Below are 16,592 nucleotides of genomic sequence, written 5' to 3' on the forward strand. Positions count from 1 at the left end.
CTTAAGGGATTCTGGCGGCACGGGTTTTTCGAAGCTTAGGCATTCGCCGTGCGGCCGCCAGGATGGCAGGCGCCGGCGAAGGAAAGGGTGCAATGACCGTTTTGACCTGGTCGGATGATCGCGTCGAGCAGCTGAAAAAGCTCTGGGAGGCCGGACTTTCGGCCAGCCAGATCGCCGCTGAACTCGGCAATGTGACCCGCAATGCCGTGATCGGCAAAGTGCACCGGCTCGGCCTGTCGGGCCGCGCCAAGAGCCCTTCATCGGCAGCGCCGCGGCCGCGCAAGGCGCGCCCCGCCCAGCACATGATGCGGGTGACCCGCCCGATCGCACGCGGCAACACCGCGCTGGCGCAAGCCTTCGAAGTCGAGGTCGAGGCCGAACCGGTCACCTACGACAACGTCGTGCCTATGAGCCAGCGGCTGTCGCTGCTGGAGCTGAACGAGGCCACCTGCCACTGGCCGGTCGGCGATCCCTCGAGCCCGGATTTCTTCTTCTGCGGCGGCAAGGCGCTCTCCGGCCTGCCCTACTGCGCCCAGCACTCGCGCGTGGCGTATCAGCCCGCGGCGGATCGCCGGCGCGCGCCGGCGAAGCCTGGTCCGCGCTGAGGTATCGGATTAGCTGACTACGAAGACGGCGCCGTCACGCGATGACGGCTCAACTCACTCGGTGTCGTCCCTGCGAACGCAGGGACCCATAATCCCGGCGCGTAGTTATTGCGCGGGATGATCACTCCGAGTCGTCGCCAAACCACTCCCTGTGGTTATGGGTCCCTGCGAACGCAGGGACGACATCGAGGATGCTGTGGCAGCCCGCTAAATCACGTCTGCCACAGCAACCCCTTACGCCTGCTCCGCCTTCGCAAAGCGATCGTCCAGTGCGTAGCCCGCGCCGCGGACGGTGCGGATCGGGTCCTGCTCGCGGCCGAGATTGAGCAGCTTGCGTAGGCGGCCGATATGGACGTCGACGGTGCGCTCGTCGATGTAGATGTCACGGCCCCAGACGCTGTCGAGCAGCTGCTCGCGCGAGAACACGCGGCCGGGATGCTCGAGAAAGAACTCCAGCAGGCGATATTCGGTCGGGCCGAGATCGATCGGCCGGCCCGAGCGCGCCACGCGGCGCTTGTCGCGGTCGAGCTCGATGTCGCCATAGGCGAGCACCGTGGCGAGCCGCTCCGGGCTGGCGCGCCTGAGCAGGCCCTTCACGCGTGCCAGCAGCTCCGGCACCGAGAACGGCTTGACGATGTAGTCGTCGGCGCCGGTCGCAAGACCCCGCACCCGCTCGCTCTCCTCGCCGCGCGCGGTGAGCATGATGATCGGGAGCTGCTTGGTCTCGGGCCGGGTGCGCAGCCGCCGGCACAGCTCGATGCCGGAGAGGCCCGGCAGCATCCAGTCGAGCACGATCAAATCGGGGATATGCTCCTTGAGGCGGGTGTCGGCATCGTCGCCGCGCATCACCGTCTCGACGTCATAGCCGTCGCCTTCGAGGTTGTAGCGGAGAAGCTCGGTGAGAGCTTCCTCGTCCTCAACCACCATAATGCGTGCGCCCATGGTGTCGTAGCTCCTTAAGTGTTCGGGACCGTCGTGGCGAAGGTCGTCATGTCGCCCTTCGGCCGCTTGTCGGTGATCGCCTGGCCCTCGATCATGTAGAACACGGTCTCGGCGATGTTGGTGGCGTGGTCACCGATGCGCTCGATGTTCTTGGCGCAGAACATCAGATGGATGCAGAACGAGATGTTGCGCGGATCCTCCATCATGTAGGTGAGCAGCTCGCGGAACAGCGAGGTGCAGATGGCGTCGACTTCCTCGTCGCCCTTCCACACCGCCATCGCCGCCGGCAGATCGTGCGCGGCATAGGCGTCCAGCACCGACTTGACCTGCTGCTGCACGAGGTCGGTCATGTGCTCCAGGCCGCGGAACAGCTTGAGCGGATGAAAATCCGTCTCCAGCGCCGCGACGCGCTTGCCCATGTTCTTGGCGAGGTCGCCGATCCGCTCGAGATCGGTCGCGACGCGCATGGCGCCGACGATCTCGCGCAGATCCACCGCCATCGGCTGGCGGCGCGCGATGGTGAGCACGGCGCGCTCCTCGATCTTCTTCTGGAGCGCGTCGAGCTCGGTGTCGATGGTGACGACGCGCTGGCCGAGCGCGACGTCGCGGCGGATCAGCGCGTCGACGGAATCGACGATCATGCGCTCGGCGATGCCGCCCATCTCGGCGACTAGGCGCGTGAGCTCCTGGAGGTCGGTGTCGAAGGCCTTTGCGGTATGTTCAGAACCCATGTTCCGTCTCCTCAGCCGAACCGGCCGGTGATGTAATCCTGCGTGCGCCGGTCGGTCGGCGACGTGAAGATCTTGCTGGTGTCGTCGAACTCGATCAGCTCGCCGAGATACATGAAGGCGGTCTTGTCGGAGACGCGCGCCGCCTGCTGCATGTTGTGGGTGACGATCGCGATCGTGTAGTTCTCGGACAGCTCCTGGATCAGCTCCTCGACCTTGGCGGTCGAGATCGGGTCGAGCGCCGAGCAGGGCTCGTCGAACAAGATCACCTCAGGCCGCACTGCGACCGTGCGGGCGATGCAGAGGCGCTGCTGCTGGCCGCCGGAGAGCGACAGGCCGGAGGCGTTAAGCTTGTCCTTGACCTCGTTCCACAGCGCGCCGCCGCGCAGCGCCTTCTCGACGCGGTCGTCCATCTCGGACTTCGAGATCTTCTCGTAGAGACGGATGCCGAAGGCGATGTTCTCGTAGATCGTCATCGGGAACGGCGTCGGCTTCTGGAACACCATGCCGACGCGGGCGCGCAGCAGATTGAGGTCCAGCTTGGGGTCGAGGATGTTGGTCTGGTCGAGCATGAGCTGACCGGTGACGCGCTGGCCCGGATAGAGATCGTACATCCGGTTGAAGATGCGCAGCAGGGTGGACTTGCCGCAGCCCGACGGGCCGATGAACGCCGTGACGCGGTTGGTGCCGAGCGCCAGATTGATGTTCTTCAGCGCGTGGTGCTCGCCATAATAGAAGTTCAGGTTGCGCACCGTCACCTTGGCCGGGGCCTCGGGCAACACCGGCGCCTGCGGCAAACCACCGGCCGCGCTCATCGATACGGAAAGCTCACTCATTTTGCGGTCCTCTCGGCGCCAAGGATGCGCGCGCCAATGTTCAGGGCAAGCACGGTAATCGTGATCAGCAGCGCGCCGCTCCAGGCGAGCTGCTTCCAATAGGCGTAGGGGCTCTGGACGAAGTTGTTGATGGTGACCGGCAGGTTCGCCATCGTCTTGTTCAGGCCGAGGCTGAAGAACTGGTTCGACAGCGCAGTGAAGAGCAGCGGCGCGGTCTCGCCGGCGACGCGGGCGGTCGCGAGCAGCACGCCGGTGATGAGGCCGGAACGCGCGGCACGATAAGCGATGCGCTTGATCACCAGCGAGCGCGGCAGGCCGAGCGCGGACGCCGCCTCACGCAGCGCGTTCGGCACCAGCAGCAACATGTCCTCGGTGGTGCGCAGCACCACCGGGATGACGATGACCGCGAGTGCGAGTGCGCCTGCGATCGCCGAGAAGCCGCGCATCGGCACCACCACCGCACCGTAGATGAACAGGCCGATGATGATCGAGGGCGCCGACAAGAGGATGTCGTTGATGAAGCGGATCACCGAGGTCAAGCGATCGTTGCGGCCGTACTCGGCAAGATAGGTGCCGGCAAACAGGCCGAGCGGCGCACCGATACCGACGCCGAGCACGGTCATGATGATCGAACCGACGATGGCGTTGCGCAGGCCGCCTTCGGTCGAGCCCGGAGGCGGAGTGTCCGCGACGAAGATCTCCAGGTTCAGACCGGCGATGCCGTTGTAGAGCAGCGTCATCAGGATCAGCGCAAGCCAGGTGACGCCGAAGGCGGCGGCGGCCATGCAGAGTCCGCGAACGACGATGTCCTTGCGGCGGCGGCGTGAATAGATCGGGTTCATGGCGCTAGTTCCCCGCCTTCTTTTCCAGCCGCATCAGCATCAACCGCGCCGCCGCGAGCACGAAGAACGTCAGCACGAACAGCAGCAGGCCTAGCAGGATCAGGCCGGACTGGTGCAGGCCGTCGCTCTCGGCGAACTCGGATGCGATCGCCGCCGAGATCGTGGTGCCCGGGGCAAAGATCGAGGAGGAGATGCGGAACGAATTGCCGATGATGAAAGTCACCGCCATGGTCTCGCCGAGCGCGCGGCCCAGCGCCAGCATGACGCCGCCGATGACGCCGACGCGGGTGTAGGGGATCACCACGCTACGGACGACTTCCCAGGTGGTGCAGCCGACGCCGTAGGCGGCTTCCTTCAGCACCGGCGGCACCGTCTTGAACACGTCGACCGAGATCGAGGTAATGAAGGGCAGCACCATGATCGCGAGGATCAGCGCGGCGTTGAACAGGCTGAGATAGGACGGGGGACCCGCGAAGATCGCGCCCAGCACCGGGACGCCGTCGAAGATCTTGATCATGAAGGGCTGGAAGGTGTTGGCCAGGAACGGGCCTAGCACGAAGAAGCCCCACATGCCGTAGATGATCGAGGGGATGCCGGCGAGCAGCTCGATCGCCATGCCGATCGGGCGGCGCAGCCATTGCGGGCAGAGCTCGGTGAGGAAGATCGCAATGCCGAGACCCACGGGAATGGCGATCAGCATCGCGATGAAGGAGGTCACGAGCGTGCCGTACATCGGCCCGAGCGCGCCGAGCACCGGCGGATCGGCGGACGGCGCCCAGCGCTGCGTCCACAGGAAGGAGAGGCCGTATTCCTTCATCGCCGGGAAGGCGCCGACGATCAGCGAAATGATGATGCCGCCGAGGATGAGCAGCACCGAGATCGCGGAGAGCCGCGTGATCCAGTAGAAGGTGACGTCGCCGAGCTTGAAGGCGCTCAAGGCCTTGGCGCGGTCATACGGTCCGGCGTCGTCGATTACATCGCTCTGAACGGCCATCTCTGCCACGCCGATCCCCTGTGCCCGTTTGATATACGCTTGTTGTCGGTCTTGTTGTTGGTCTTGCGCTCCGGACGCGGCGCGAAGCCGATCCGGAGCGGAGGTCTTGTGAGATCCCGGCGCCCAGTCCGGGACAAGAGCGCTCAGCTCTTGATCTCGGCAGCCCAGGTCTTCTCGATCAGCTGGACGACCGGGTCCGGCATCGGGATGTAGTCGAGCTCTTCAGCCGCCTTGCCGCCGCTCTTGAAGGCCCAGCGGAAGAACTTGATGGCTTCCTGCGAGGCTGCCTTGTCGGTGGCATCCTTGTGCATGAGGATGAAGGTCGCCGCCGTGATCGGCCAGGACTTGTCGCCGGGCTGGTCGGTCAGGATGACGTAGTAGCCGGGAGCCTTGGCCCAGTCGGCGTTGGAAGCCGCGGCCTGGAAGGCCTCGACCGTCGGCTGCACCGGCTTGCCGGCCTTGTTGACGAGACCGGTGTAGGTCAGCTTGTTCTGCTTGGCATAGGCGTACTCGACGTAGCCGATCGAGTTCTTGGTCTGGCTGATGTTGCCCGACACGCCTTCGTTGCCCTTGGCGCCGACGCCGACCGGCCACTCGACCGCGGTGCCCTCACCGATCTTGCTCTTCCAGTCCGCGCTGGCCTTGGAGAGATAGTTCGTGAAGTTGAAGGTGGTGCCCGAACCATCCGAGCGGCGGACCACGGTGATCGCGTCCGACGGCAGCTTCACGTTCGGATTGAGCTTCTTGATCGCGGCGTCGTCCCACTTGGTGATCTTGCCGAGATAGATGCTGGCCAGGGTCTCGCCGTCAAACACCAACTCGCCGGGCTTCACGCCCTCGATGTTGACGACTGGAACGATAGCGCCCATCACCATCGGCCACTGGACGAGGCCGTCCTTCTCGAGCTGCTCGGCCTTGAGAGGCGCGTCGCTGGCGCCGAAGGTCACGGTCTTGGCCTGGATCTGCTTGATGCCGCCGCCGGAGCCGATCGACTGGTAGTTCAGACCGTTGCCGGTCTCTTTCTTGTAGGCGTCAGCCCACTTGGAATAGATCGGGAACGGGAACGTCGCGCCGGCACCCGTGATGTCGGCAGCAAAGGCCGCCGTCGCCGATGCGGCGATCAAGCCGGCAGCGACGATAGTTTTGATGAAATTCATGGTGGTCTCCATACAGGGGAGCGAAGCGCCGTCCGCGCCCGATCGCGCTCCCCGTGCCGCCCCTTTAGGAGCGGTCGGCTGTGCTTTACGAAGGTTTCGTGACAGCTGGATGACACATCCAAGCGATTGAAATCGCTCGACTATCAGGTTTGAGCCGCGGCCTTCGCCTGGGGAAAACAGGCCGTGAAAACGGCGCCCTGCTTGGGTACGCTCTCGATCAAAAGCCGGCCGCGATGGCGGTTAAGAATATGTTTCACCAGCGATAATCCGAGCCCCGTCCCGCCCTGCGAGCGGCTGTCACCGACGTCGACCCGGTAGAACCGCTCGGTCAGTCGCGGCAGGTGCTCGGGCGCGATGCCGGGGCCGAAATCGCGGACCATGACCCGGATTTCCTGAGTTCCATCAGTGGCTGCCGCCGCGGCCAGCGACACGATGACACGTCCGCCCGACGCCCCGTATTTGAGCGCGTTCTCGATCAGGTTCTCGAACAGGCGGAGCAATTCCTCGCGGTCGCCCGCGATCATCACAGGGGTCTCGGGCAGATGGGTTTCGACCTCGACCTGGCGCTCCCGTGCCAGCGGCTCGAGCCCGTCGGCGACCTGGAAGATGATCGGCAGCAGGTCGACCAGGGTGTCGGGCCGCACATGGGCCGACAGCTCGACCCGCGACAGCGAGAGCAGATCGTCGATCAGGCGCGCCATCCGGGTCGCCTGGTTGTGCATGATGCCGAGGAACCGCTCGCGTGCCTTGGGATCGTCCTTGGCCTGGCCCTGGAGCGTGTCGATGAAGCCCGACAGCGCGGCAAGCGGCGTGCGCAGCTCGTGGCTGGCATTGGCGACGAAGTCTGCGCGCATCTCCTCGACCCGGCGCAGCGGCGTCTGGTCGTGGAAGGTCATCAGCATGCATTTGTCAGCGCCGCCGAAGGAGGTCGGCACCGGCACCGGCGTGATGATCAGCTCCATCCAGCGATCGACCGGGACGTGGTCGAGATAGGTCGCACGCCGCGGTTCGGTGGTGGCGATCGATTCACGCAGCGCCGTGATGATCTCCGGCGAGCGCAGCGCGAACTGGGCGAGCTCGTTCTTGCGCAGCGCCGGCGCCAGCTGGGCGGCTGCGGCATTGAGATGGATGACACGCCCGGCGCGGTCGAGCAGCACGGCCGGATCCGGCATACCGGCGACGACCGCGGCCACCGCCGCGCTCTCGACCGGGTTGACGCGGCGGGTGTCGTCGCGCGAGGCGGCGTTGTCGTGCAACCGCCAGGGGATCAGCGCCGCGGCCGCGATGCAGAGGAACACCGCGGCCGCACGTATCACCGACAATTCGCCGAGCGAGACCACCACCGACAGCGCCAGCGCCGCGGCGATCAGGATGACGGTCGAGTGCCGCAGCCGGTCGGACCAGGGCTGCGCGGAGGGAGAAGATGGGGCGTCGATCGCCATCGGGGCGGGCTTCTCCTAAGGGGATGCGCCGGTCAGGCGCCGGTGTCGCTGCGCTCTCTCACATAGGCGGCTTCACGCGCCGGGCCGGGGTCGAGCTTGAGCGCCGCCTGCTGCAAGCGCTTCGATCGAGCGCCGATTATAACCTCGCGAAACGTCAGCAAGATTACAGATATGACGAAGGGGGAGAGATAATAGAGGACGCGGAACAGGAGCATGCCACCCAGCAGTTCCTCGCGGTCCATCTGCCAGAGGCCGACCAGCATGGCGGCATCGAACACGCCGAGCCCTCCCGGCGAGTGGCTGGCGAATCCGAGCAAGGTCGCCGAGACGAAGATCACCGCCACCACGACGAAGCCGAGATTGGGCTCGTCCGGGACCAGCACGTACATCGCGAGCGCACAGAAGCCGAGATCGATGATGCCGATGGCGATCTGGAGCAGCGTCAGCGGGCCGCCCGGCAGCACCACGGTCCAGGGCCCGCGGCCGACCACCCGCGGCTGGGTCCAGACCCAGACCACATAGGCGACCAGCCCCACGATGATCAGCATCGCCAGCATCCGGTTCAGCCAGGGCGGAAGCTGGTCGATCGAGGCCGCAGCTTCCGGATGGTAGGAGATACCAAGGCCGAGCACCGCGGCATTGCCGAGCCAGAAGGTCAGGCCGGCGAGAAAGCAGATCTTTGCGACGTCGATCGCGTTCAGGCCATAGGCCGAATAGATGCGGTAGCGCACCGCGCCGCCGGTGAAGACGCTGGCGCCGACATTGTGGCCGATCGAATAGCTGGTGAAGGCGGCGAGTGCATTGATGCGGTAGGGCACATGGGCGTGGCCGATCGCGCGCACCGCGAACAGATCGTAGAAGGTCAGGGTGAAATAGCCAGCGGCCACGAACAGCGCCGCCATCGCAATCTGGCTCGGCTCGGTGCTCTTGATCGCTTCGAGGACCTCGTTGACGTCGATGCCCCGCAGCATGTGGTAGAGCACATAGCAAGCGATGCCGATGACGGCGACGCTGATCACAACTCCAAGCTTATGCAGGACTTGCTTCTGGCGCAGAAACGTCATCGCCCTGCGTATGGCTTCCAGCATCTAGACCTCGAACAACGCTTCAACGGCCGGGGTGGCCGGTGGGCAGGCGGACGACGCACAGGCATTCAACGAACCCTTGCCGCCGGCTCCGGCATCGCGCATGCCCCATGCCCCTCCACTAGCGCGTTTTGGGGCGGAGTGGAATTCAGCAATTCGAACAAATACTCGTGCCTTCAATATTTTAGGCAGGGTTGCGGGCTCCTGATGCACGGATTGGCGCTTTCGGCGGCAAGACTGACGCGAATCTCCATGGCAATCCTGCGCAGTCGCCATGAAGTTTTGATGATTTCGGCCGCACAATGTTCCGCCACGACTTAAGTCGACGTCAATCTATGGGCCGCCCCCGCCTGGCGAAAGAGGGGTGACTGGCGCTGTTGTTCAGGGATTTGAGGTGGCCCGAAAGGCCGCGGCCTCAGGAAGCGATCGGATTCCGCCTTGGAATTCCGCCTTGGATCAGTGCCACGCGGAAGTGACGGCGGCTACGATTTCGTCGGTACCGGGAAAGTGGCCCTTGCTGCGGCTGGCGACGATGCTGTCGCCGACCTTGACCTGGAAGATCCCACCCTTGGCGGGCACGAGAGCCGGCTCCAGCGCCAGATGCTGCCGCAGCGCAGCAGCGGCGTCCCTAGCGCGCTTCTCGTAGCCGCAGGGACGGCAATAGATGATGGTCACATCAGCCATTTCGCCCGCCTTCAGGCAGCGCGCGCTGCTGGCGCACGGCTTCGATGCCGGCGATCCAGCCGGCGACGGAGCGGCCGATCGCCTCGGGGTGATCCTCCTGGAGAAAGTGCAGCCCGGGTCCGAGGCGGACCAATGCGCAGTGCTTCAGCGAGGCTGCGAACCGCTCGGCGAATTCGGGCGCGACGAGCGCACCGGGCGTGCCCGAGAACAACAGCTTCGGATAGGACGATGCAGCGAGCGCCGCATGCGCGGATTGGAGCGTCTCGTAGACGTCGGCGGGCTCGCCCGCGATCGGCAGCTCGCGGGGAAAGGCGAGAACGGGACGGCGGCTCTCCGACGTCGGGAACGGCGCACGGTAGGGCGCCATCTCGTCCTCGCCGAGCTTGCGGACGATGCCACCGGGCAGCACGCGCTCGACGAACGCATTCGCCTCGAGGATCATCGCTTCGCCCTCGCCCGGCGTCCTGAATTTGCGGAACGCCGCCCTCGCCGCCTCGGCGTGGTCCTGCTCCTCCGCGACCTCGGTGTGGTGAAAGTCCTGCCAGGTCGGCATCGGGCGGATGAACTCCATGAAGGCAAGGCCGCGCACGAAATCCGGCCGGCGCGCGGCGAGATGGAACGCGAGCGCGGTGCCCCAGTCCTGCGCGACAAGATAGGCCGATTTGATGCCGCGCTGTTCGATGAATGCATCGAGATAGCGAACATGATCGACGAAGCGATAGCCGATGTCGGGCTTGCCGGATTGGCCGAAACCGACGAGATCGGGCGCGATGCAATGTGCGACCGGCGATACAAGCGGCAGGATGTTGCGCCAGATATGCGACGACGTCGGGTTGCCGTGCAGGAACAGGGCAGCGGGCGCATCGCGATCTCCCGCCTCGCGATAGGCCATCGTGGTTCCCAGCACAGACGCTTTGAGAATCTCGATTTCAGTTGGCTTGCTCATGTCAGCTCCCTGAAGACGGTTTGAAAGGCGATGGTCTTGAAACGTTCGAGGGCGTTGGGATTGCGGTCGACCTTCATGCGCAGGATTGCGCCCTGCCAGGACGCGAGCAGGAAATCGGCAAGCTCTTCGGGCTCGAAATCGGATGCGATCTCGCGGTACGTCTGAGCGTCCCTGATGCAGGCGGCGAACGGCGCGCGCCACTCGGCAAAGATTTCGGCGAGACGCGCGCGCAGCATTTCGCTGCTGGCTGATGCCTCCAGGCTGAGATCACCGATCAGGCAGCCGCGGCCATAGCCGTCGGCCTCGAGCCGGCCGGTGATGATGTCGAGATAGCGGCGCAGCCGCGCGCGCGGCGTCAGCGAGGTGTCGTCGAGCGCCTCCGCGACCAGTCCCCTCGTGGTGTCGAAGTAGCGGTCGAGCACCTCGGAGGCGAACACCTCTTTGGAGCGAAAATGGTTGGTGAAGGACCCCTGCGGCGCGCCTGCCGCAGCGGTGACGTCACGCACGCTGGTGCCGTGATAGCCGGTCCGGAACATGACCTTCAGGCCGGCATCGAGGATGGCGTCTTTGAGTGAGGGCTTTGGCATGAGAAAAACAATACGTACGTACGTATTAATGTCAAGCGCGTTCTGATCCTTCGGCAATTTGCTTGCCGATCAGGCCGTTATCGCGATGTTGGATAGAGGCCCGCCCCCGAGCGAGCCCAAGGGCTCAGGCCGCAGGCTGGCTCCGCGAGACCACCCTGTCGCGCAGCCAGGCGCCGATGGTGCAGCCGACGAGGTAACAGGCGAACATGACCAGCCCGAGATCGAGCCAATAGCCGAACCGGCCGGGCACCACGTGCGCGAGGGAAGCTGCGACCAGGGCGGCGGCAAGCACGGCGAGCCAGCGCGCGGTCACCTTCGAGGTACCGTTGCCGCGCTGGACCACCGAGATCCAGCCCATGCAAAAACCCAGCAGCAGCGAGCCGATCAGCCAGCCCAGATGGAATGAGACGAGATAGGGCATCGTCACCTCACCAGAAATTCGATGCGGCGGTTCTGCGCCTTGCCTTCGTCGGTGTCATTGCCGGCGAGGGGCTGCGTGGCGCCATAGCCGACCGGGGTGAAGCGGGTGGCCGGCAGCCCGGCCTTGACCAGATAGTCGATCACGGCCTGCGCGCGCTTCTCCGAGAGAGCCTGGTTGAAGGAGTCCTCACCATCGGCATCGGTGTGGCCGGCCACCTCGATATTGGTGGTGGGGCAGCGCAGCGCCGTCTCGATCAGGTGGTCGAGAATGCCGGCGGAATCCGGATCGATGTCGGCGCGTTTCGTTGCGAAGCGGATCTTGCCCTTGTTCAGGAGCTCCGAGAACAATTGCTGGCAGACCGTCCCGTCGACCGGACCCGCGGCAGGCTTCACCGTAATCTCCGGCTTGTACTGCCAGTTCTTCGGAAAGTCCTTGCCGAGGCCTGCGCGGATGTCGTTGGCGGCGCCTTCGTAGAGCGCATCGCCCGACAGCTTCACCTCGCGATCGGACACCACGAGTGTACCGGTCGACAGCCGCGACAGCGCGCCGAGCGCTGCGACCACGGCAGTATTGAAGGAGCCGGGTGCGCCGACGCTAGCCTTGAGATTGTCGACGACCTTTTCGGTGAAGAACTTTCGCGAGGCACTCGTTGCAATGGCCGCGTGCACGTTGTTGTCAGGCACGTAGCCCGTCAGCGTCACCGTCGCGGCGACCGGGTCCTTGTAGGCCTGGAAGATGTAGGGCGGCGCCTTGACATCGTTGGCGGCGATCGAAAAGCCCTCGGGCAGGTTCTTGAGCGCGGCCGCGATCGCCTCACGGCCGCCGAGGTCGCGCGCCATGCCCGACAGATTGACCTTGGTGTCGGTGATCGTGATCTTGCCGTCCTTGAGCTTGCCGATCTGGTCGAGCAGCAGCATCGCGGCCGCCTCGAACCGCGGCGGCGCGCCGCGCGCCAGGCCCATCTGATCGGCGACCTCGGTCCCGCTGACCTCCTTGCGCGCGGCCTCGGTCAGGCGCGCCTTCATCGACGGCAGGGGCGCGGAGCCGGACAGCGTCACCCGCACCACGTCACGCTCGGCATTCCAGACGAAGGGCGTTGCTTCGGGAACAAGGCGGGTCCGGTCGTCGACCAGGCGCACGCCCGGGACGAGCTCGACCGCCATCACGGCATCGCGGCGTCCCTCCTCGGAAAAGGCGTCCGCGGCGAGACTGACGTCCCGGCCGTCGACCGCGATCCGGGTCTTGTCCAGAACGGTCTCCTTGAGCGCCGCCGAGCTGCGGGCGGACAGGTCCGCCTCGACCGGCAAGGTATTATTCCAAGCCGCAAATCCCCACATGACGGCCAGGGGGATCAGCCCTGGCCACCATTTGCTGGCCCACCTGAAAAGCTTCTGCATTCAACGACCCGAACTCTGGAACCGGAGACAAAACAAACCCTTGGCGGGCTGTCAAACCGGAAATGATGCCCTTCCGAAGGCCATGCGTCGACAATTGGAATAACTTTTTCTTCAAGGGTTCTTCCGTAAGTTGAAAGTGGAATGCCAGAGTTCGCCAGCCGGTCATGAAACAACTCCGAAACAACGTCATCCGCGCCGGGCTTGGGGCACTCTATTTCAGTGGGGCGCACCACCTGTTGCGCCCTCTTTTGTCGGGCGTCGGCGCCATTTTCATGCTGCACCACGTGCGGCCGGCCCGCGAGGCCGCGTTCCAGCCGAACCGGCACCTCGAAGTCACCCCCCATTTTCTGCGCGCCACCCTGAGCCATTTGCGCTCGCGCGGGATCGACATCATCAGCATGGACGAGCTGCATGAACGGCTGGTGCAAGGCCGGTTCACCCGCCCCTTCGCTGCCTTCACCCTCGACGACGGTTACCGCGACAATCTCGAATTCGCGCTGCCGGTTCTGCGCGAATTTGACGCGCCCCTGGCCGTCTATGTCGCGAGCGAATTTGCCGAGGGCACCGGACGTCTGTGGTGGACCGCGCTGGAAACCGTGATCGCCAAGGCCGACCAGATCGACATCCAGATCGGCAATTCCGCGCTGCGGCTGGATGCAACGACCCCTGCCGCAAAACAAATGGCGTTCGACCGCCTGCACGATTGGCTGCGCGCGCTGCCGGGCGAACATGATCTCAAGCGCGAGATCGAGGCGCTCTGCGCCAGATACGACGTCGACATGGCCGCGCTGTGCCGCAGCCTGTGCCTGTCCTGGGACGAGGTGAAGGCATTTGCCGCCGATCCGCTGGTCACGATCGGCGCGCACACCATCAGCCATTGCAATCTTGCCAGGCAGAGCGAGGGGATCGCCGCACAGGAGATGGCGGTAAGCCGCGCGCGGATCGAGCAGGCGCTCGGCCGTACCGTACTGCACTTCGCCTACCCCTATGGCGACCGCGAAGCGGCGGGCGAGCGTGAATTCACTCTCGCTGCATCGGCCGGCTTCAAGACCGCGGTGACGACCCGGCCCGGCATGCTGTTCGCAGAAAATGCCGCCCACATGACCGCGCTGCCGCGCGTCTCGCTCAACGGCAATTACCAGGACGCGCGAATTTTGCCGGTGCTGACCTCGGGCGCCGCGACCGCGATGTGGAACGGCTTTCGCCGGATCGCGGCGGCCTAAGCCTCATTCTCCGCTGTCGTCCCTGCGAACGCAGGGACCCATACCGCGGAAGCTATCAATCACACTCGAAAGAAGTACCGGACGACGAATCCTCGCCAAACTCCTCCCTGGGGGTATGGGTCCCTGCTTTCGCAGGGACGACATTGAGTTGGTTGGACCGCTGGCGCGTCTCACTCCCGTCTCACCCAAGCGCCTTCCTTGACTCCCCTCTCCGCCGCGCTCAAAACGGCGTCAACCAAGGGAGGCACCATGTTCAACGATCTGTTCTCGCTCAAGGGCCGCGTCGCGCTCGTGACCGGCGGCTCGCGTGGCATCGGCAAGATGATCGCGGCGGGCTTCCTCGCGCAAGGCGCGGCGAAGGTCTACATCACCGCACGCAAGGCCGGGCCATGCGAGGCCACGGCGAAAGAACTCTCCGCCCAATATGACGGCGAATGCATCGCGCTGCCGATCGACATCTCGACCATCGAAGGCTGCGACAAGCTCGCCTCCGAGATCATCAAGCTGGAGCCGAAGCTCGACATCCTCGTCAACAATGCGGGCGCGGCCTGGGGCGCGGAGTTCGACGAATTCCCGGAGAGCGGCTGGGACAAGGTGATGGACCTCAACGTCAAGTCGCTGTTCTTCCTGACCAAGGCGCTGGCAAAGCCGCTGCGCGCGGCGGCGTCGCACGAGCGGCCGGCCAAGGTGATCAACATCGCCTCGGTCGACGGCATCTTCGTCAATCCCAGCGAGACCTACTCCTACGCCGCCAGCAAGGCCGCCGTGATCCATCTGACGCGGCGCATGGCGACGAAACTGATCAAGGACAACATCAACGTCACCGCGATCGCGCCGGGCGCGTTCAAATCCGACATGAACCGCGCCGCGCGCGACCATGCGGACGAGGTCGCAAAGCGCATTCCGGCGCGGCGTATCGGTACCGATGAGGACATGGCCGGCGTGGCAATCTATCTCGCCTCGCGCGCGGGTGATTACGTGGTCGGCAACACCATCGCGGTGGATGGTGGCGTGGTGTACGCCAATGCCGGGCTAGAGATCGCGGGGTAGGCGGGCTTATTGCAGTGCGGACGGTGCGCTCCCTCGCCCCGCTCTTGCGGGGAGAGGGTTGGGGTGAGGGGCCTCTCTCCACGCGTGAGATTGTCGCCGCACCTGTACCCCCTCACCCGGATCGCATCTGCGATGCGATCCGACCTCTCCCCGCAAGCGGGGAGAGGTAAAAAGGTTACGACTCGATCTTCACGTACTCGAAATCGCCGGGCTTGTTGTCGATGCCGACCTTCGGCGGCGAGATCCAGGAGGCGAACTTGCCGGTCTCGGTGACGGGCTGCATCAGCGAGGTGATGAAGTCGCCGTCGGCGGTCGAGGGCAGCCACTCGTCCTTGCGCTTCGCCCAGGTGGCATCGTCGATCAGAATGCCGTCGGGCGTCGCATGCACGTCCTTGAACTCGCCGATGTGACGGTGGAAGGCGACGTTCGGCAGCGTCAGCTTGAAATCATAGCCCGCGGTCGAGATCACCTTATTCCAGCGCAGCATGCCCTTGACGCAGTCCTGGCTGTAATCGTCGCGCAGACGCATGTTGAGCGCGGTCAACGCCGGCTCGTCGACCAGCTTGATCTCGCCGTTGATGAACTTGAGCACCGGATAGGTGGCGTTCTTGAGCTGGTGATCGTCGTCGATCTGGGTCTCGTGATAACGGCCCTTGATGCCGGTGTTGAAGGCGTTGGCCGCGTTGGTCGAGACCTCCGAGCCGAACAGGTCGAGCGACAGCGTATAGTGCAGGTTCAGCTTCTTCTGGATCGTCGGCAGGTCGATCACGCCGAGCGCGCGAACCTTTGCGATGTCGGCGGGATCGGTGATGCCGGCTTCGCGCATCGCGTCACACGTGCGCTGCACGACGCGGGTAATGCCGGTCTCGCCGACGAACATGTGGTGCGCTTCTTCCGTCAGCATGAAACGGCAGGTGCGCGACAAGGGATCGAAGCCCGACTGCGCGAGCGAGTGCAGCTGCATCTTGCCGTCGCGGTCGGTGAAATAGGTGAACATGAAGAAGGACAGCCAGTCCGGCGTCGCCTCGTTGAAGGCACCGAGCATGCGCGGCGCATCGGCATCGCCGGAGCGACGGCGCAGCAAGTCATCCGCTTCCTCGCGGCCGTCGCGGCCAAAGTACTTCTGGAGCAGGTAGACCATTGCCCAGAGGTGACGGCCTTCCTCGACATTGACCTGGAACAGATTGCGCATGTCGTAGAGCGAGGGCGCGGTCTTGCCGAGGTGGCGCTGCTGCTCGACGGAAGCCGGCTCGGTGTCGCCCTGGATCACGATCAGGCGGCGCAGCATGGCGCGGTACTCGCCCGGGACTTCCTGCCACGCCGGCTCGCCAAAATGCTCGCCGAACGGCACGACGCGGTTTTCCTCCTGCGGCGCAAGCAGAATGCCCCAGCGGTAGTCGGGCATGCGGACATAGTCGAACTTGGCCCAGCCGCGCGGATCGACGGAGTAGGCGGTGCGCAGATACACCAGCGATTCCTGGAAGCCTTCCGGCCCCATGTCGCTCCACCAGTCCATATAGCCGGGATGCCATCCTTCCAGCGCCTTCAGCACCTGGCGATCTTCGGCGAGATTGACGTTGTTGGGAATCTTGGTCGAGTAGTCGACGTTCATGATGTTCATGTTCATGGCCGTGCTCCTTGCGATCTCTTTCC

The 16,592-nt window shown here is 64.8% G+C and carries 18 protein-coding genes; 3 read left to right on the forward strand and 15 right to left on the reverse strand.

The window, feature by feature from the left end:
• Positions 1–92: 92 nt before the first annotated feature.
• The gene (locus tag QJT78_RS03195) at positions 93–605 is read left to right on the forward strand and encodes a GcrA family cell cycle regulator (protein WP_014491301.1); all 513 of its coding nucleotides are present in this window, start codon (positions 93–95) and stop codon (positions 603–605) included.
• A gap of 234 nt (positions 606–839) precedes the next feature.
• Here QJT78_RS03195 and phoB read toward each other — a convergent pair whose 3' ends face one another.
• From phoB to QJT78_RS03265, 14 genes are all read right to left on the reverse strand, one after another.
• Positions 840–1,547, reverse strand: coding sequence for a phosphate regulon transcriptional regulator PhoB (gene phoB / locus QJT78_RS03200; RefSeq protein ID WP_014491300.1), 708 nt, complete (start codon positions 1,545–1,547; stop codon positions 840–842).
• Between the two features lie 14 nt (positions 1,548–1,561).
• Positions 1,562–2,278: a phosphate signaling complex protein PhoU gene (phoU, locus tag QJT78_RS03205; protein WP_028148025.1), complete on the reverse strand. Its 717-nt coding sequence runs from the start codon at positions 2,276–2,278 to the stop codon at positions 1,562–1,564.
• A gap of 11 nt (positions 2,279–2,289) precedes the next feature.
• Entirely contained in the window at positions 2,290–3,111 is an 822-nt protein-coding gene (pstB, locus tag QJT78_RS03210) for a phosphate ABC transporter ATP-binding protein PstB (protein ID WP_014491298.1), read from the reverse strand.
• Positions 3,108–3,953 (reverse strand): phosphate ABC transporter permease PstA, encoded by an 846-nt coding sequence (gene pstA, locus QJT78_RS03215; RefSeq protein WP_028148026.1) that lies wholly within the window; start codon positions 3,951–3,953, stop codon positions 3,108–3,110. The genes pstB and pstA overlap by 4 nt, the downstream gene beginning before the upstream one ends.
• Positions 3,954–3,957: 4 nt before the next feature.
• Entirely contained in the window at positions 3,958–4,947 is a 990-nt protein-coding gene (gene pstC / locus QJT78_RS03220) for a phosphate ABC transporter permease subunit PstC (protein WP_028148027.1), read from the reverse strand.
• Between the two features lie 143 nt (positions 4,948–5,090).
• Positions 5,091–6,104 carry a phosphate ABC transporter substrate-binding protein PstS gene (gene pstS, locus QJT78_RS03225; RefSeq protein WP_028148028.1) on the reverse strand — a complete coding sequence of 338 codons (1,014 nt, stop codon included), beginning with the start codon at positions 6,102–6,104 and terminating at the stop codon, positions 5,091–5,093.
• A gap of 143 nt (positions 6,105–6,247) precedes the next feature.
• Positions 6,248–7,546 carry an ATP-binding protein gene (locus tag QJT78_RS03230; protein WP_028148029.1) on the reverse strand — a complete coding sequence of 433 codons (1,299 nt, stop codon included), beginning with the start codon at positions 7,544–7,546 and terminating at the stop codon, positions 6,248–6,250.
• A gap of 32 nt (positions 7,547–7,578) precedes the next feature.
• Positions 7,579–8,634 carry a lysylphosphatidylglycerol synthase domain-containing protein gene (locus QJT78_RS03235; RefSeq protein WP_028148030.1) on the reverse strand — a complete coding sequence of 352 codons (1,056 nt, stop codon included), beginning with the start codon at positions 8,632–8,634 and terminating at the stop codon, positions 7,579–7,581.
• A gap of 453 nt (positions 8,635–9,087) precedes the next feature.
• Positions 9,088–9,315, reverse strand: coding sequence for an Rdx family protein (locus tag QJT78_RS03240; RefSeq protein ID WP_028148031.1), 228 nt, complete (start codon positions 9,313–9,315; stop codon positions 9,088–9,090).
• Positions 9,308–10,261 carry a haloalkane dehalogenase gene (locus QJT78_RS03245; protein ID WP_038942140.1) on the reverse strand — a complete coding sequence of 318 codons (954 nt, stop codon included), beginning with the start codon at positions 10,259–10,261 and terminating at the stop codon, positions 9,308–9,310. The genes QJT78_RS03240 and QJT78_RS03245 overlap by 8 nt, the downstream gene beginning before the upstream one ends.
• The gene (locus QJT78_RS03250) at positions 10,258–10,848 is read right to left on the reverse strand and encodes a TetR/AcrR family transcriptional regulator (RefSeq protein WP_028148033.1); all 591 of its coding nucleotides are present in this window, start codon (positions 10,846–10,848) and stop codon (positions 10,258–10,260) included. The genes QJT78_RS03245 and QJT78_RS03250 overlap by 4 nt, the downstream gene beginning before the upstream one ends.
• A 124-nt stretch (positions 10,849–10,972) precedes the next feature.
• On the reverse strand, positions 10,973–11,269 hold the full coding sequence (locus tag QJT78_RS03255) for a hypothetical protein (protein ID WP_038942139.1): 297 nt from the start codon (positions 11,267–11,269) through the stop codon (positions 10,973–10,975).
• 2 nt (positions 11,270–11,271) lie between these two features.
• Positions 11,272–12,666 carry an OmpA family protein gene (locus QJT78_RS03260; protein ID WP_028148035.1) on the reverse strand — a complete coding sequence of 465 codons (1,395 nt, stop codon included), beginning with the start codon at positions 12,664–12,666 and terminating at the stop codon, positions 11,272–11,274.
• Positions 12,581–12,832 carry a hypothetical protein gene (locus tag QJT78_RS03265; RefSeq protein WP_162136992.1) on the reverse strand — a complete coding sequence of 84 codons (252 nt, stop codon included), beginning with the start codon at positions 12,830–12,832 and terminating at the stop codon, positions 12,581–12,583. The genes QJT78_RS03260 and QJT78_RS03265 overlap by 86 nt, the downstream gene beginning before the upstream one ends.
• Between QJT78_RS03265 and QJT78_RS03270 the strand changes: the two genes are divergently transcribed.
• Together QJT78_RS03270 and QJT78_RS03275 are read left to right on the forward strand one after the other, a co-directional pair.
• Positions 12,831–13,889, forward strand: a complete 1,059-nt coding sequence (locus QJT78_RS03270) for a polysaccharide deacetylase family protein (RefSeq protein WP_028148036.1) — start codon at positions 12,831–12,833, stop codon at positions 13,887–13,889. The two genes, QJT78_RS03265 and QJT78_RS03270, sit on opposite strands and share 2 nt — an antisense overlap.
• 249 nt (positions 13,890–14,138) lie before the next feature.
• Positions 14,139–14,939 (forward strand): SDR family oxidoreductase, encoded by an 801-nt coding sequence (locus QJT78_RS03275; protein WP_028148037.1) that lies wholly within the window; start codon positions 14,139–14,141, stop codon positions 14,937–14,939.
• 175 nt (positions 14,940–15,114) lie between these two features.
• On the opposite strand, the gene boxB is transcribed toward QJT78_RS03275, so the two are convergent.
• Positions 15,115–16,566 carry a benzoyl-CoA 2,3-epoxidase subunit BoxB gene (gene boxB, locus QJT78_RS03280; RefSeq protein ID WP_028148038.1) on the reverse strand — a complete coding sequence of 484 codons (1,452 nt, stop codon included), beginning with the start codon at positions 16,564–16,566 and terminating at the stop codon, positions 15,115–15,117.
• Positions 16,567–16,592: the final 26 nt, after the last annotated feature.

It is taken from the genome of Bradyrhizobium sp. Mp27, from assembly GCF_029953005.1.
Lineage (GTDB): Bacteria > Pseudomonadota > Alphaproteobacteria > Rhizobiales > Xanthobacteraceae > Bradyrhizobium > Bradyrhizobium barranii.

Bases quoted from the DNA above. Each gene is read 5' to 3' on its own strand.
- QJT78_RS03195 (WP_014491301.1), top strand. From the start codon at position 93: ATGACCGTTTTGACCTGGTCGGATGATCGCGTCGAGCAGCTGAAAAAG.
- phoB (WP_014491300.1), bottom strand. From the start codon at position 1,547: ATGGGCGCACGCATTATGGTGGTTGAGGACGAGGAAGCTCTCACCGAG.
- phoU (WP_028148025.1), bottom strand. From the start codon at position 2,278: ATGGGTTCTGAACATACCGCAAAGGCCTTCGACACCGACCTCCAGGAG.
- pstB (WP_014491298.1), bottom strand. From the start codon at position 3,111: ATGAGTGAGCTTTCCGTATCGATGAGCGCGGCCGGTGGTTTGCCGCAG.
- pstA (WP_028148026.1), bottom strand. From the start codon at position 3,953: ATGAACCCGATCTATTCACGCCGCCGCCGCAAGGACATCGTCGTTCGC.
- pstC (WP_028148027.1), bottom strand. From the start codon at position 4,947: ATGGCCGTTCAGAGCGATGTAATCGACGACGCCGGACCGTATGACCGC.
- pstS (WP_028148028.1), bottom strand. From the start codon at position 6,104: ATGAATTTCATCAAAACTATCGTCGCTGCCGGCTTGATCGCCGCATCG.
- QJT78_RS03230 (WP_028148029.1), bottom strand. From the start codon at position 7,546: ATGGCGATCGACGCCCCATCTTCTCCCTCCGCGCAGCCCTGGTCCGAC.
- QJT78_RS03235 (WP_028148030.1), bottom strand. From the start codon at position 8,634: ATGCTGGAAGCCATACGCAGGGCGATGACGTTTCTGCGCCAGAAGCAA.
- QJT78_RS03240 (WP_028148031.1), bottom strand. From the start codon at position 9,315: ATGGCTGATGTGACCATCATCTATTGCCGTCCCTGCGGCTACGAGAAG.
- QJT78_RS03245 (WP_038942140.1), bottom strand. From the start codon at position 10,261: ATGAGCAAGCCAACTGAAATCGAGATTCTCAAAGCGTCTGTGCTGGGA.
- QJT78_RS03250 (WP_028148033.1), bottom strand. From the start codon at position 10,848: ATGCCAAAGCCCTCACTCAAAGACGCCATCCTCGATGCCGGCCTGAAG.
- QJT78_RS03255 (WP_038942139.1), bottom strand. From the start codon at position 11,269: ATGCCCTATCTCGTCTCATTCCATCTGGGCTGGCTGATCGGCTCGCTG.
- QJT78_RS03260 (WP_028148035.1), bottom strand. From the start codon at position 12,666: ATGCAGAAGCTTTTCAGGTGGGCCAGCAAATGGTGGCCAGGGCTGATC.
- QJT78_RS03270 (WP_028148036.1), top strand. From the start codon at position 12,831: ATGAAACAACTCCGAAACAACGTCATCCGCGCCGGGCTTGGGGCACTC.
- QJT78_RS03265 (WP_162136992.1), bottom strand. From the start codon at position 12,832: ATGACCGGCTGGCGAACTCTGGCATTCCACTTTCAACTTACGGAAGAA.
- QJT78_RS03275 (WP_028148037.1), top strand. From the start codon at position 14,139: ATGTTCAACGATCTGTTCTCGCTCAAGGGCCGCGTCGCGCTCGTGACC.
- boxB (WP_028148038.1), bottom strand. From the start codon at position 16,566: ATGAACATGAACATCATGAACGTCGACTACTCGACCAAGATTCCCAAC.